The organism is Microbacterium barkeri, from assembly GCF_027921765.1.
Classification (GTDB): Bacteria; Actinomycetota; Actinomycetes; order Actinomycetales; family Microbacteriaceae; genus Microbacterium; species Microbacterium barkeri.
Genome location: NZ_BSEJ01000003.1, coordinates 40,386 through 53,010, shown reverse-complemented (window position 1 = coordinate 53,010; position 12,625 = coordinate 40,386). Strand labels below are relative to the sequence as shown.

Genomic DNA, 12,625 nt, shown 5'->3' with positions numbered 1-12,625 from the left:
CCGCGTCGATGGGGTCTGCTTTCGACCATCCTGCCAGATGGCATCCCCGATCAGCTCCGGCCTTGCGGACTCTGAGAGAATGTGCCCATGACTCAGCACACCGCCGTCGCGACCATCCACACGAACCACGGCGACATCGTGGTCAACCTCTTCGGGGACCACGCACCCCGCACCGTCCAGAACTTCATCGGGCTGGCGGACGGCTCGCAGGAGTGGACCGACCCGCGCACGGGCGCAGCCGGCGAGGGCCCCCTCTACAAGGACGTCATCTTCCACCGCATCATCCCGAACTTCATGATCCAGGGCGGCGACCCGCTCGGCCAGGGCGTCGGCGGCCCCGGCTACACGTTCGACGACGAGATCCACCCCGAGCTCGACTTCAACGCGCCCTACAAGCTCGCCATGGCCAACGCGGGCAAGCGCCCGAACGCCATCACGGGCAAGCTGAGCGGCACGAACGGGTCGCAGTTCTTCATCACGACCGACCCCACCCCGTGGCTGCAGGGCAAGCACACGATCTTCGGCGAGGTCGCCGACGACTCGTCGCGCGCCGTGGTCGACGCGATCGCCCAGGTTCCGACCGGCGCGGCCGACCGCCCGCGCGAGGACGTCGTCATCTCGTCGATCGACGTCGTCGCCGTCTGACACGGCGCTCGCGTGACCACCGCCGACCGACCCCGGAATCCCGACGACTACTGCTATCGGCACCCCGATCGCCAGAGCTTCGTCCTGTGCCAGCGCTGCCTGCGCACGATCTGCGCGGACTGCCAGACCCAGGGGCCGGTCGGCGTCGTGTGCCCGGAGTGCATGAAGGAGCAGCGCAAGAGCCGCACACCCGCCCAGCGCCGCGCTGAGCGACGCTGGCGCGGAGGCGGCGCGGTCGCCATCGCCGGCGGCCGTCCGCGCGTCATGGCGTGGATCGCGGGCATCACGGCCGTCGCCTACCTCCTCCAGATGGTCGACGGATACGGCTTCGGCGGCGCCATCGGCGTCCAGCAGTGGCTCGCGTTCTACGCTCCGACGCTGTACCCCGAGCTGACCGGCACCACGCAGCCCTGGCGGCTCGTGACGGTCGCGCTCGTGCACGGCGGCTTCTGGCACGTGGGCCTCAACCTGCTGTCGCTGTGGATGATCGGCCGTATCCTCGAGCCGATCATCGGCAGCGGGCGCTTCCTCGCGGTGTACGTCCTCTCGACGATCGGCGGCTCGGTCGCGGTGGCCCTGCTGGCCTTCTCGACGCCCGTCGTGGGCGCCTCGGGAGCCGTGTTCGGCCTCCTCGGCACGCTGCTCGTCATCGGGCGCCGGCTGGGCGGCGACATCCGCGGCATCCTCGTGGTGCTCGGCATCAACCTCGTCATCGGGTTCATCCCGGGGTTCAACGTCTCGTGGCAGGCGCACGTCGGCGGCCTCATCACGGGCCTCGTCGTCGGACTGGTCCTCGCTCGGACGAGCGGCCGCAACCGCCGCGGTCTGCAGATCGCGCTGCTGTCGCTCGTGGGCGTCGCGCTTCTCGTGCTCCTCGCCGTGCCGCCCGTGCTGGGATACCCGTCGCTCACCTGACACGCAGGGCAGACGCCAAGGGGTCGGATCCGTCTGGGATCCGGCCCCTTCGCCTGTGTGGGCCGGCGCCTGCCGCGTGGGGCCGCTTGCGGGCGCGGATGGCGGCCACTCGCGGCAAGGACCGGCTGCGTCTGAGGGACGCTTGCCGCGAACGGCCGGTCTCACGCGCGGATGGCGGCCACTGGCGGCAGGTGCGCGGCTCGCGACCCGTGCAGCCAGGCTGCGCGCACGTCCGGATCGGGCGAGTTCTCCACAAGCTGTCCACAGCTGTGGGTAGGTTCTCCACGGTTAACCCCCCCGTTCTCCACCCCCTCTCCACGGGGTTCTCCACCTGGTTCCCCCACTTCTCCACGGGGTTATCCACAGATCTATCCCCACCTGGGGATGAATTACACCTCTGTTATTCACAGGTGTGAGGCGAGCTGGGGATGAATCACACCGTTGTCATTCGGATGGCCCGGGCCGGGAGATCGCTGGGGAGAGGGAGCCCGGCCTCGGCTCGGACGGCCCCCTGGCGTAAGCTCGCAAGCGGATCGTGAAAGGACCCGCGATGAGCGAATCGCCCGAGCACCCCTCGGCTCCGCCGGTGACCCGTCGCGCGCGCGGCGGACAGCACACGGCCAAGCGATCGCGTCGCGGCGGCGCCTGGAACACGGTCCTCACCGTCTTCGGCGTCCTGCTCCTCGTGGGCGGGATCGGCCTCGGCGCCGGCACGCTCCTCGCTCCGCAGTCGGTCGAGCAGGCGTATGGCGCGATCAAGGTCGGCGTCGCCGAGAAGGTCCAGCAGGTGCAGGAGGAGGTCTTCGAGGAGCTCCCCACCGTGAAGCTGGGCGTCTCGGGCGGCCAGACCGAGCTCGACTGGTGCGACGGAACCTTCACCGAGATGCTCTCGTACGAGCGCGACGGTGTGCCGCCGGTGTGGGCCGCGCACAACAACTGCGGCGGCGACGTGCTCCTGCCGTGGGAGATGGGCCAGCGCATCCGAGTCGAGGGGGATGACCAGGTCTACGAGATCGTGGACATCCGGTACACCTCGAAGATCTGGTCGTCGACCGCCGACCTCGTGGGCCTCAAGGGCGCGTTCGCGCTGCAGTCGTGCTTCTACGGCGAGGACCGCATGAAGTTCATCGGCCTCGAGCCGGTCGACGCGTAGCCGCGTCACGACAGCGAGACGGGTCGGAACCATTCGGTTCCGACCCGTCTCGTTTCGCGCTCAGGGCGCGGAAGAGGGGAGAGCGGCTATCGCCACTGCGTCGTCATGAGGAAGCCGATGAAGGCGATGCCGAAGCCGATGACGAGGTTCCATGCGCCGATGTCGGGGATGGGGAAGGCCATGCCCGAGAGGTAGAAGACGAGGATCCAGACGAGGCCGATGAGCATGAAGCCCACCATGACCGGCTTGAACCACACGGGGTTCGGCGCCTTGCCGCTCTCGCTGCGCTCGAGAGGTTCTTCGCCCTGGGATGCTCGTGCCATGCGCATGAGTCTACTAGGCGCGCGCGCGATTCCGTGGCCGCGGGGTGCCTCGGCGGCACCGCATGAGTCCGCCGGTCACCTCGATTCGGCGACGACGATCTTGCCCACCACCTGGCCGGACTCGACCAGGCGGTGCGCCTGTCGCAGGCTCTCGGCGTTGAGCGGAGCCAGGGTCTGTGTGAGCGTCGTGCGGATGCGGCCCTCGTCGATGAGCTGGGTGACCCTCTCGAGCAGATCGTGCTGGGCGAGGAGGTCCCAGCCGTGCCGGGGCCGGGTGAACATGAGCTCCCAGTGCCACGAGATCGACCTGTCCTTGAGGGCCAGGAGATCGACATCGCGGTCGTCGTCGATGGCGACGATCTGCCCGAAGGGGCGCACCACCTTCGTGAACAGGGCGGTCCGCCCCCTGCTCTGGGCGGTGAAGACGAAATCGACGCCGCCGGGCGCGGCCTCGAGGATCTGCCGGTCCAGATCCGCCGCGCGGTGGTCGACGACGACGTCGGCGCCGAGCTCCTCGACCCACGCGCGCGACTCGGGGCGGGACGCCGTTGCGATCACGCGGAGGCCGGTGAGCTCCTTGACGAGCTGGATGAGGATCGATCCGACGCCTCCGGGTGCGCCCAGCACGAGGATGGTGCCGGTCGAGCTCTCGGTCAGGCGCAGCTTGTCGAAGAGCGCCTCCCACGCGGTGATCGTCGTGAGCGGCAGCGCCGCGGCCTCGGCGACGCTCAGGCTCTTCGGCCGGTGGGCGACGATGCGCTCGTCGACGAGCTGCTGTGCGGCATACGAGCCGGGCCGATCGAGGCTGCCCGCGTAGTAGACCTCGTCGCCGGGCCGGAACAGCGTGACGAGCTCGCCGACCGCGAGGACGGTTCCCGCGGCGTCCCAGCCGAGGACTCGAGCATCGTCAGCGCCCGCACCGCCTGCGCGGACCTTCACGTCGACGGGATTCACCGAGACGGCTCTCACCGCGACGAGGATATCGTGGCCGGTCGGTGCTCCGGGTGCCGGAAGCGTCGCATCCTCGAGGCTGCCGGGGAGATCGATCGCGCCTCCCGTGCGCGACACCACGGCCGAGATCGTCTGCGAGGGGATGGTCGGGTTCGTCGTCAAGATCGCTCCTTCTCGTCGTCACGGCATCACGGTGGCGCCGCGGGACAAGACGGTAACCGGCGAACAGTGGTTACCCGCAAGGGGTTCTACTTTCCTTGGGAAAGTACGGCGACGGCGTGCGCGTAGTTCGAGTCGGCCCACTGCCGCAGCGCGACGATCGGGCCGAGTGCGCTGTGCCCGACGTCGGTGAGCTCGTACTCCACGTGCAGCGGCACCTCGGGAAGAACGGTCCGATCGACGAGCCCGTACGTCTCGAGGCGGCGCAGCGTGGCCGTCAGGACCTTGGGTGAGATCCCCTCTAGGCGCCGCTGCAGCTCGCCGAAGCGCGCCGGGCCATCCGCCAGTGCGCCGATCGCGAGCGCCGCCCACTTGTTCGCCACGACATCCAGCAGATTCCGGCAGGGGCAGTCCGCGGAGTACACGTCTCCGCGCGTCTTCGGGCTCACCGTGAGCGGAACGTCCTCGTGGATGGCCATCGGCACGCCTCCCTGACCTGGTCTGCTTTCCGAAGGATAGTGGAGGACCGGTCGGGGAGGCGCGCCCGGCGCCGTCTAGCGCTCGGCTGGGTCGGCGTCGATGCCCTGCGTGGGCGTCGGGGTCGGAGTGGGCGTCGGCTCGCTGCCCGTGCAGACGCGGATGCGGATCGTCGACTGGATCGGCACCGATCCGATCTCGGACTGCGACACGACGCCCGGCTGGTCCGACTCCTGGCACGTGTCGTCCTCGACGACCTCCGCCGTGAGGCCGAGCTCCTCGAGCGCGCGCTTCGCGGCGTCGAGTGAGAATCCCTTGAGATCGTTGACCTGGACGCGGCCGGTGGCGACCTCGAGGTCGATCGTGGCACCGGCGGGGAGCTCGTCGCCCTCCGCGACCTCGTCGTCTCCCGCGTGGACGCGGAGCACCGTCGAGGCCTTGTGCTCGGCGTCGTCCACCGGCAGGATCGCGCCCAGCGAGAGCCCCGCCTTCGAGATCGCGTCGCGCGCCTGCGACTCCGTCAGTCCGACGAGTGCGGGGACGACCGCGACCTCGGGCCCCTCCGACACGAGCACCTCGACGCGCTGATTCGGGCTCACCGAGAGATCGGCGCCAGGGTCCGTCTCGACGACGACGCCCTCGGGCACCGAGTCGCTCGGCACGTCCTCGCGCACCGGCACGAGATCGCGCGCCTCGAGCTCCTCGACGGCCTTCTCGTAGGTCATCCCGGCGACATCGGGGATGATGCGGGCAGTCGACGGCGTGCCGTCCCACGGGCGGATGGTCGCGAGCCAGAAGACGAGGGCGACGATCAGCACCGCGATGAGCGCGACCGCCGACCAGATCCACACGACCGGGGGGCCGGACTGCGTCCGCGTCATCGTCGTGTCGCTCGAGAGCTGCTGGAGCGTGCGCGCGGTCTCCTGCGCCTGGCGCGGGCTCGGGCCGTAGAGCTCGTTGGTGAGCGTGTCGAGTTCGCGCTTGGTCGGCGCACGGCCGTCGAGAGCGGCGTCGAGCGCCTCGCGGAACCGTGCGGCGTCCTGATAGCGCTGGAAGGGGTCCTTCGCGAGCGCGCGCAGCACGACGGGGTCGAGGCCCTTGGGCACGTCGGGGTTGAGGGCGGTCGGCGTGACGGGCGTCTCGCTCACGTGCTGATAGGCGACGGCGACCGGCGAGTCGCCCCGGAAGGGCGGGCGCCCCGTCAGCAGCTCGTAGAGCACGACGCCGGTCGAGTAGAGGTCGGCGCGCGCGTCGACCGACTCGCCCTTGGCCTGCTCGGGCGAGAAGTACGCGGCGGTGCCGAGGATGGCCGTGGTCTGGGCGACCGTGGACGACGAGTCCGAGACGGCACGGGCGATGCCGAAGTCCATGACCTTGACCTGGCCGGACTCGGTGATCATGACGTTGCCCGGCTTGATGTCGCGGTGGACGACGCCGGCCCGATGCGAGTACTCGAGGGCCTCGAGGATGCCGTCTGCGTAGCGCACGGCATCCTTCGGGGCGACCGGGCCGCGCGCGATGATGTCCTTGAGGAGCGTGCCGGTCACGAGCTCCATGACGATGTACGGCACCGGGCGGACGCCGCCCGTGGCGTCGGTCTCGGTGTCCTCCCCGGCGTCGAACACGCGCACGATCGACGAGTGGGCCATGCGGGAGGCGGCCTGCGCCTCGAGGCGGAAGCGCGTCCGGAACGTGCTGTCGCCCGCGAGATCCTTCTCGAGGATCTTGATGGCGACCGTGCGGCCGAGCTTCTCGTCGAAGCCGCGGAAGACGCTTGCCATGCCCCCTCGGCCGATGAGCTCATCGACGCGGTAGCGGTCGTTGAGGACGCGTGTCTCGGCCTTCACAGATGGACCCCCCGGAGTAGCAGGCGGGGTCAGCATAGCCTCACCCGCTGAACGTCGGCCCCGCCGACGAGACGATCAGCCCGTCGTCGAGCCGCCCTGGCCGGTGCCGCTCTGGCCCTGACCCTGGCCGTTCGACGAGGTGTCGCTCGAGCCGCCGTCCGTGCCGCCGTCGGGGGTGGGCGTCGGGGTCGGGCTGCTCTCGGGCTCGTCGGCCTCGATCGTCACCGATCTCGAGGCGGGGGCCACCTGCGTGCTGTCGGGCATGCCGCTGCAGCTGACCGTGTAGTTCGCGGTGATCGTCTGACCGGCCTCGCCGGCGGTGATCACGGCGCTCGTCTCGTTCTGGAGGAACTGCCGCTGGGGACCGCCGACATCCGCGAAGTTCGCGCCGGTCAGCGTCACGTCGTAGGTCGCGTCTCCGAAGCCCTCGGGGCAGCTGTACTGATTCCAGCGCACCACGAGGGAGGCGCCCGCGGGCACCGAGCTCACGCTCGTGGACCCGTTGTACTCGAACGTCGCGGCCTCCGCGGATGCGAAGGTGGGCGCGGTGTACACCGTGAGCTCGATCGTCGACCCCGCCGCGATGTTGCCGCGCGGCGAGACGGAGGCGACCGTCTCGATCTGGTCGGGGCTCGTCGCCTCTTCGCCCTCGGCGCGCGTGCCGGCCAGGCCGGCGTCGCTGAGGACCGAGAGCGCCTCCTCGTACGGCCGGCCGACGAGGCCGAGCGCATCGACGTCGACGAGCTGCGTCGCGGTCTCGCTGGGGGTCGGGGTCGTCGACGGCTGCGACGAGCTCGGCGGAGGGCTGCTCGTCTCGGTCGTCGGGTCGCCCTCGTCCTGGTTCATGAGGAACGCGGCGACCGTTCCGCCGAGCACGAGCAGCAGGAGGACGATGAGCGCGATGAGCGGCCACGTCCACGAGCTGCGCTTCTTCTTCTTCGGCTCCTCGGCCTCCGCGGGCGGCAGGCCCGGATCGAAGGGGATGGGCCGGGTCGAGTTCATGAGGCGGGTCGTGGCGTCGTCGCCCGTGCCGAGCAGCTGCGTGAGGTCGTCATCGGCGAGCGCGGCGCCCGCCGCGACGGCCGGCACGGCCGCGGCCGCTGCCGCGACGTCGCCGCGACGCAGCGCGTTGGCCGCGCGTGCGACGGCGGCCGACGAGGCGGGGCGATCCTCGGGCTTCTTGGCGATCATCGCCATCACGAGGTTCTGCACCGGCTGCGGCACGTCGGATGGCAGCGGCGGGGGCTGCTCGTTGATCTGCGCCATCGCGATCGCGACCTGCGACTCGCCCGTGAAGGGGCGCTTCCCCGCGAGGCACTCGTACGCGACGATGCCGAGCGAGTACGTGTCGGTCGCGGGGCTCGCCGGGTGGCCGGAGGCCTGCTCGGGCGAGAGGTACTGCACCGTGCCCATGACCTGGCCGGTCGCCGTGAGGGGCACCTGGTCGGCGATCCGGGCGATGCCGAAGTCGGTGATCTTCACGCGGCCGTCGGGCGTGATGAGCAGGTTGCCGGGTTTGATGTCGCGGTGCACGAGTCCGGCCGCGTGGGCGGCCTGCAGCGCGGCGGCGGTCTGCGCGGTGATGTCGAGCGTGCGCTCGGGCGGCAGCGCGCCCTCGCGCTCGAGGATGGTCGACAGCGCCTCACCGGGGACGAGCTCCATGACGAGGAAGGCCGAGCCGTTCTCCTCGCCGTAGTCGAAGACGCTCGCGATGCCCTCGTGGTTGACGAGCGCGGCGTGACGGGCCTCGGCGCGGAAGCGCTCGAGGAACCCGGGGTCGCCCATGTACTCGTCCTTGAGGATCTTGATCGCGACCGAGCGCCCGATGACGTGGTCGGTCGCCTCCCAGACCTCGCCCATCCCGCCGATGGCGATGCGCGAGTTCAGCTCGTAGCGGCCGCCGAAGGAAACACCTCGTGTAGGTCTCATCGTCCCAGCACCGCCTCCATGACTTCCTTCGCGACGGGAGCCGCGATCGTGTTCCCGCTCCCCGACTGGCCCTGACCGCCGCCGTCCTCGACGACGACGGCGACCGCGACCTGCGGATCATCCGCCGGCGCGAAGCCGGTGAACCAGAGGGTGTAGGGGCCGTCGTTCGGCGTCTCCGCAGTCCCGGTCTTCCCGGCCACCTCGACCCCGTCAATTCTTGCATTGGTGGCCGCGCCATCCTGCACGCTCGCCGTCATCGCGTCGGTGATCGCATCGGCGAGATCGGCGTCGAGCGCCTGGCCGAACTGCGAGGGCTCGAAGGTCTGCTGCACGGAGAGATCCGACCCGATGACGTCGTCGACCATCCACGGGTTCATGACGAGGCCGTCATTGGCGATGCCGGCGGCCAGCATCGCGATCTGCAGCGGCGTCGCCTGCACCTGGCCCTGCCCGAAGCCCGTGAGCGCGGTCTGCGCGTCGTCGTCGAGCTCGGGGTACGACGATGCCGTCGAGGGCAGCGGCGTGGTGAAGCTCTGGTTGAAGCCGTACTTCTCGGCGGCCGCGCGGATCGCGTCGTCGCCCAGCTCGACGGCCAGCTCGGCCATCGGCACGTTGCACGAGAGGCGGATGGCGTCGTGGAGTGTCACCTCGTCGCCCGATCCGCACGTGCCGCCGGTCGCGTTGCGCACGACGTGCGACGAGCCGGGCAGCTCGTACGAGGCGGGGTTCGGCAGCTTCGAGTCCATCGTGTAGTCGCCCGACGCGATCGCGGCGGAGACGGTGATGAGCTTGAACGTGGACCCGGGCGGGTAGAGGTCGCCCGCGATCGCGCGGTTCTGCAGCGGCTCGAGGGCGTCGGCCTCGAGCGCGTCGTAGGTCGCGTTGACCGCGTCGGAGTCGTGCACCGCGAGCTGGTTCGTGTCGTAGCCGGGCGTCGAGAGCATCGCGAGGATGCGGCCGGTCGACGGCTCGATCGCGACGACCGCGCCCGTGTAGCCGCGACTCGTCATGGCGTCGTACGCGGCCTGCTGCGCGGCGGGGTCGAGGCTCAGCTCGATGCTCGAGCCGCGCGGATCCTGACCGGAGATGATCTGGTCGATGCGCTGGAAGAAGGCGGAGGCCGCCTGACCCGACAGCTCCTGGTTCATCGCCTGCTCGAGACCGGTCACCGACTGGAGCACGGGGTTCATGTATCCCGTCACGGTCGACCACAGCTCGGGGCTGGCGTACTGGCGCTGCCACGCGTAGATGTCGTTCGACGCCGTCGACGTCGCGATCTCCTGGCCGCCGGCGATGATCGAGCCGCGCTGCACCTCGAAGCTGTCGTACAGCGTGCGGCGGTTGAGCGGGTTCTCGTTGAGCGAGGCGGCCGAGACCACCTGGATCCAGCTCGTCGCGACGAAGAGCGAGAGGAACATGAACAGCACGACGATGCTGAGCCTGCGAAGCTCCTTGGTCATCCGATCACCGCCTCCTCCCGGTCGTTGAGCGAGCGGAGCGAGTCGAAACGCCCGGTCATCCGATCACCGCCCTCGGCTGCTGGCGCACCGCGTCGCTGATGCGCAGGATGAGCGCCACGATGAGCCAGTTCGACACCAGCGACGAACCGCCCGCGGCGAGGAACGGGGTGGTCAGGCCGGTCAGCGGGATGACCCGCGTGACGCCGCCGACCATGATGAACACCTGGAGGGCGAGCGTGAACGACAGCGCGGTCGCGAGCAGCTTGCCGAAGTCGTCCTGGCCGAGCACGCCGATGCGGAGCCCGCGTGCCGTGAACACGAGGTAGAGGCAGAGGATCGCGAACAGGCCGACGAGCCCGAGCTCCTCGCCGAGACTCGGGAAGATGTAGTCGCTCTGCGAGACGGGCGTCAGGTAGGGCCGACCCTGTCCGAGACCCGTGCCGAAGAGGCCGCCGTGCGCGAGGCCGAAGATGCCGTTCACGAGCTGGAAGCTGCCGCCGTCCGACGCGTCGTACAGCGCGGGGTCGAGGGCGTTGAGCCATGTGTCGAAGCGGTTGTGGACGTACGTCAGCACGAACGATGCGCCGATCGCGCCCGCGACCGCGAGCACGACGCCCGTGAGCATCCATCCGGTCTTGCCGGTCGCGACGTACAGCGTCGTGACGAACATCCCGAAGATGAGCAGACCCGTGCCGAGGTCGCGCTGGAGCACGATGATCGCCATCGAGATGAGCCACACGACGATGAGCGGGCCGAACTCGCGGGCGCGAGGGAAGGTGAATCCGAGGATGCGCCTGCCGGTCGACGCGAGGCTCTCGCGCGTGCGGACGAGGTAGCCGGCGAAGAAGATCGCGAGGCAGATCTTCGCGAGCTCGCCGGGCTGGAAGTTGAAGCCGAACACGTTGATCCACACGACCGCGTTGCCGCCGCCGTTGAGGAACGGGATGAACGGCAGCACCAGGAGCACGATGCCCGTGAGGCCGAAGATGTACGTGTAGCGGAAGAGCACGCGGTAGTTCACGAGCGCCCACACGAGGGCGATCGCCAGCGCGATCGAGATCCCCGCGTAGGCGATCTGGCTCGGCGCGGCGATGTGCGCGTCCACCGTGGCGTTGTAGACGTCGATCCGGTGGATCATCGCGATGCCGAGGCCCGTGAGCAGGGTCGCAATGGGGACGAGGAACGGATCGGCCTGCGAGGCGCGGATCCGCAGCACGACGTGGAGCGCGAGCGTCAGGAAGCCGACGATGCCGAGCCCGACGAAGATCCCGGGCTGCAGCTCGCCGACCGCCCCGAACTGCACGAGGACGACGGCACCCGCCGAGAGCGCGAGCGCGAACAGGAGCAGGAGCAGCTCGCGGTTGCGCAGCGGCTGCGGCCGGCGCACGCGGCGGAGCGCCTTCTGGATCTGGGTGTCGGCGGCGGTCATCCCTCGCCCTCCGGCGTCTGCGTGGGTGTCGGCGTCGGCGTCGAGAGGTCCTCGGACGGGGCGTCCTCGTCGAGCGTCTCATCGGGTTCGCCGGGCTCGAGCTGGTACGAGCGCAGCCGCTCGACGATCGCCTCGGCGTCGGCGAGCGAGCGGGCCGTGATCGTCCGCTCGACCTGCGCGCGGTAGGCCTGCGGCAGGTCGGCGAGCACGACATCCGTGTCCTCGCGCACCTCGGACAGCGAGACCGGGCCGAGCGACTGCTGGATGCCCTGGTAGATCACGACCGTGTCGTCGTCGGCGCCGACGTAGTAGCGCGTCTGCGTCCAGCTGAAGAAGGCGGCCAGGCCGCCCGCGACGGCCGCGATGAGCAGCAGCAGGGCGCCGATCGCGCCCAGGCGGCGCCGCCTGCGGCGTCGCCGGTCCTCGGCGATGAGCTCCTGCAGGTACTCGGGCTCCGGCTCGAAGTGGGTGGGCTCGTTGGCCGCCGCGCGGTTCGGGTGGAACCAGCTCGTCGGCAGCACGCTGCGGCTCGGCGCGACGTCGACCACGACGCCGTCGGGGTTCGACGCCGACCCGACGATCGTCGGCGTGCCCGTGTAGAGCGGGTGCTGGCCGCCGACGTCGACGATGACGATCGTGACGTTGTCGGGCGCGCCGCCGTCGAGCGCGTACTTCAGGAGGATGTCGGCCGTGCGGCCGGGCGCGAAGCCCTGGCGGAGGGCCTTCGTGATGTGCGCCTCGTCGACGACGCCCGACAGCCCATCCGAGCAGAGCACCCAGCGGTCGCCCTCGTGCGTCGGCATGATGAACGTGTCGACCTCGGGGTGCGCGTCCATGTCGCCGAGCACGCGCATGAGCACCGAGCGCCGCGGGTGGAAGCGGGCCTCCTCGGGCGTGATCCGACCCGAGTCGACGAGCCGCTGCACGAACGTGTGGTCGGTCGTGATCTGCGTGAGCTCGTCGTCGCGGTAGAGGTAGATGCGGGAGTCGCCGATGTGCGCGATGACGGCGTAGTCGTCGACCATGACGATCGAGCTGACCGTCGTGCCGAGGCCCGCGAGCTCGGGGCGCTTCGCGGCGATCTGGATGAGATCGCCCGCGGTCGACGTGATCGTCATCTTGAGCGCGGCCTCGGCCTCGGCGGGGGAGCCGTAGACCTGGTCGAGGGGCTCGATCTTCTGGATCGCGACGGCCGACGCGACGTCGCCGCCCGCGTGGCCGCCCATCCCGTCGGCCACGACGAAGAGGTTGGACCCGGCGTAGCCGGAGTCCTGGTTGTTCGAGCGCACCTTCCCCGTGTGGGATATGGCGGCGCTGGACCCTGTGAAGACCATCGG

General features: G+C 70.1%; 11 protein-coding genes. 3 read left to right on the top strand and 8 right to left on the bottom strand.

The annotated features are described in order from the left end of the window. The first annotated feature begins 87 nt into the window (after positions 1-87). The 3 genes from PKE79_RS04595 to PKE79_RS04585 all read left to right on the top strand — a co-directional run bounded on the left by PKE79_RS04595 (position 88) and on the right by PKE79_RS04585 (position 2,713). Positions 88-645, top strand: coding sequence for a peptidylprolyl isomerase (locus tag PKE79_RS04595; protein WP_271172491.1), 558 nt, complete (start codon positions 88-90; stop codon positions 643-645). A gap of 12 nt (positions 646-657) precedes the next feature. After that, positions 658-1,560, top strand: coding sequence for a rhomboid family intramembrane serine protease (locus PKE79_RS04590; RefSeq protein ID WP_271172490.1), 903 nt, complete (start codon positions 658-660; stop codon positions 1,558-1,560). 550 nt (positions 1,561-2,110) lie between these two features. Next, positions 2,111-2,713, top strand: coding sequence for a hypothetical protein (locus PKE79_RS04585; RefSeq protein WP_271172489.1), 603 nt, complete (start codon positions 2,111-2,113; stop codon positions 2,711-2,713). Positions 2,714-2,799: 86 nt separating this feature from the next. Here PKE79_RS04585 and PKE79_RS04580 read toward each other — a convergent pair whose 3' ends face one another. The 8 genes from PKE79_RS04580 to PKE79_RS04545 all read right to left on the bottom strand — a co-directional run bounded on the left by PKE79_RS04580 (position 2,800) and on the right by PKE79_RS04545 (position 12,622). Continuing rightward, positions 2,800-3,036 (bottom strand): cell division protein CrgA, encoded by a 237-nt coding sequence (locus PKE79_RS04580; protein WP_271172488.1) that lies wholly within the window; start codon positions 3,034-3,036, stop codon positions 2,800-2,802. A 75-nt stretch (positions 3,037-3,111) separates the two neighbouring features. Beyond that, positions 3,112-4,149 carry a zinc-binding alcohol dehydrogenase family protein gene (locus PKE79_RS04575; protein ID WP_271172487.1) on the bottom strand — a complete coding sequence of 346 codons (1,038 nt, stop codon included), beginning with the start codon at positions 4,147-4,149 and terminating at the stop codon, positions 3,112-3,114. An 86-nt stretch (positions 4,150-4,235) separates the two neighbouring features. Continuing rightward, positions 4,236-4,625, bottom strand: coding sequence for a winged helix-turn-helix transcriptional regulator (locus tag PKE79_RS04570; RefSeq protein WP_271172486.1), 390 nt, complete (start codon positions 4,623-4,625; stop codon positions 4,236-4,238). A 75-nt stretch (positions 4,626-4,700) separates the two neighbouring features. Then, the gene (gene pknB / locus PKE79_RS04565; RefSeq protein ID WP_271172485.1) at positions 4,701-6,470 is read right to left on the bottom strand and encodes a Stk1 family PASTA domain-containing Ser/Thr kinase; all 1,770 of its coding nucleotides are present in this window, start codon (positions 6,468-6,470) and stop codon (positions 4,701-4,703) included. A gap of 75 nt (positions 6,471-6,545) precedes the next feature. Further along, positions 6,546-8,399 (bottom strand): serine/threonine protein kinase, encoded by a 1,854-nt coding sequence (locus PKE79_RS04560; protein WP_271172484.1) that lies wholly within the window; start codon positions 8,397-8,399, stop codon positions 6,546-6,548. After that, the gene (locus PKE79_RS04555; protein WP_271172483.1) at positions 8,396-9,859 is read right to left on the bottom strand and encodes a peptidoglycan D,D-transpeptidase FtsI family protein; all 1,464 of its coding nucleotides are present in this window, start codon (positions 9,857-9,859) and stop codon (positions 8,396-8,398) included. Before PKE79_RS04555 ends, PKE79_RS04560 begins: the two co-directional genes overlap by 4 nt. Before the next feature lie 55 nt (positions 9,860-9,914). Beyond that, positions 9,915-11,288, bottom strand: coding sequence for an FtsW/RodA/SpoVE family cell cycle protein (locus PKE79_RS04550; RefSeq protein WP_271172482.1), 1,374 nt, complete (start codon positions 11,286-11,288; stop codon positions 9,915-9,917). After that, the gene (locus tag PKE79_RS04545) at positions 11,285-12,622 is read right to left on the bottom strand and encodes a PP2C family protein-serine/threonine phosphatase (RefSeq protein ID WP_271172481.1); all 1,338 of its coding nucleotides are present in this window, start codon (positions 12,620-12,622) and stop codon (positions 11,285-11,287) included. Before PKE79_RS04545 ends, PKE79_RS04550 begins: the two co-directional genes overlap by 4 nt. Positions 12,623-12,625 lie beyond the last annotated feature (3 nt).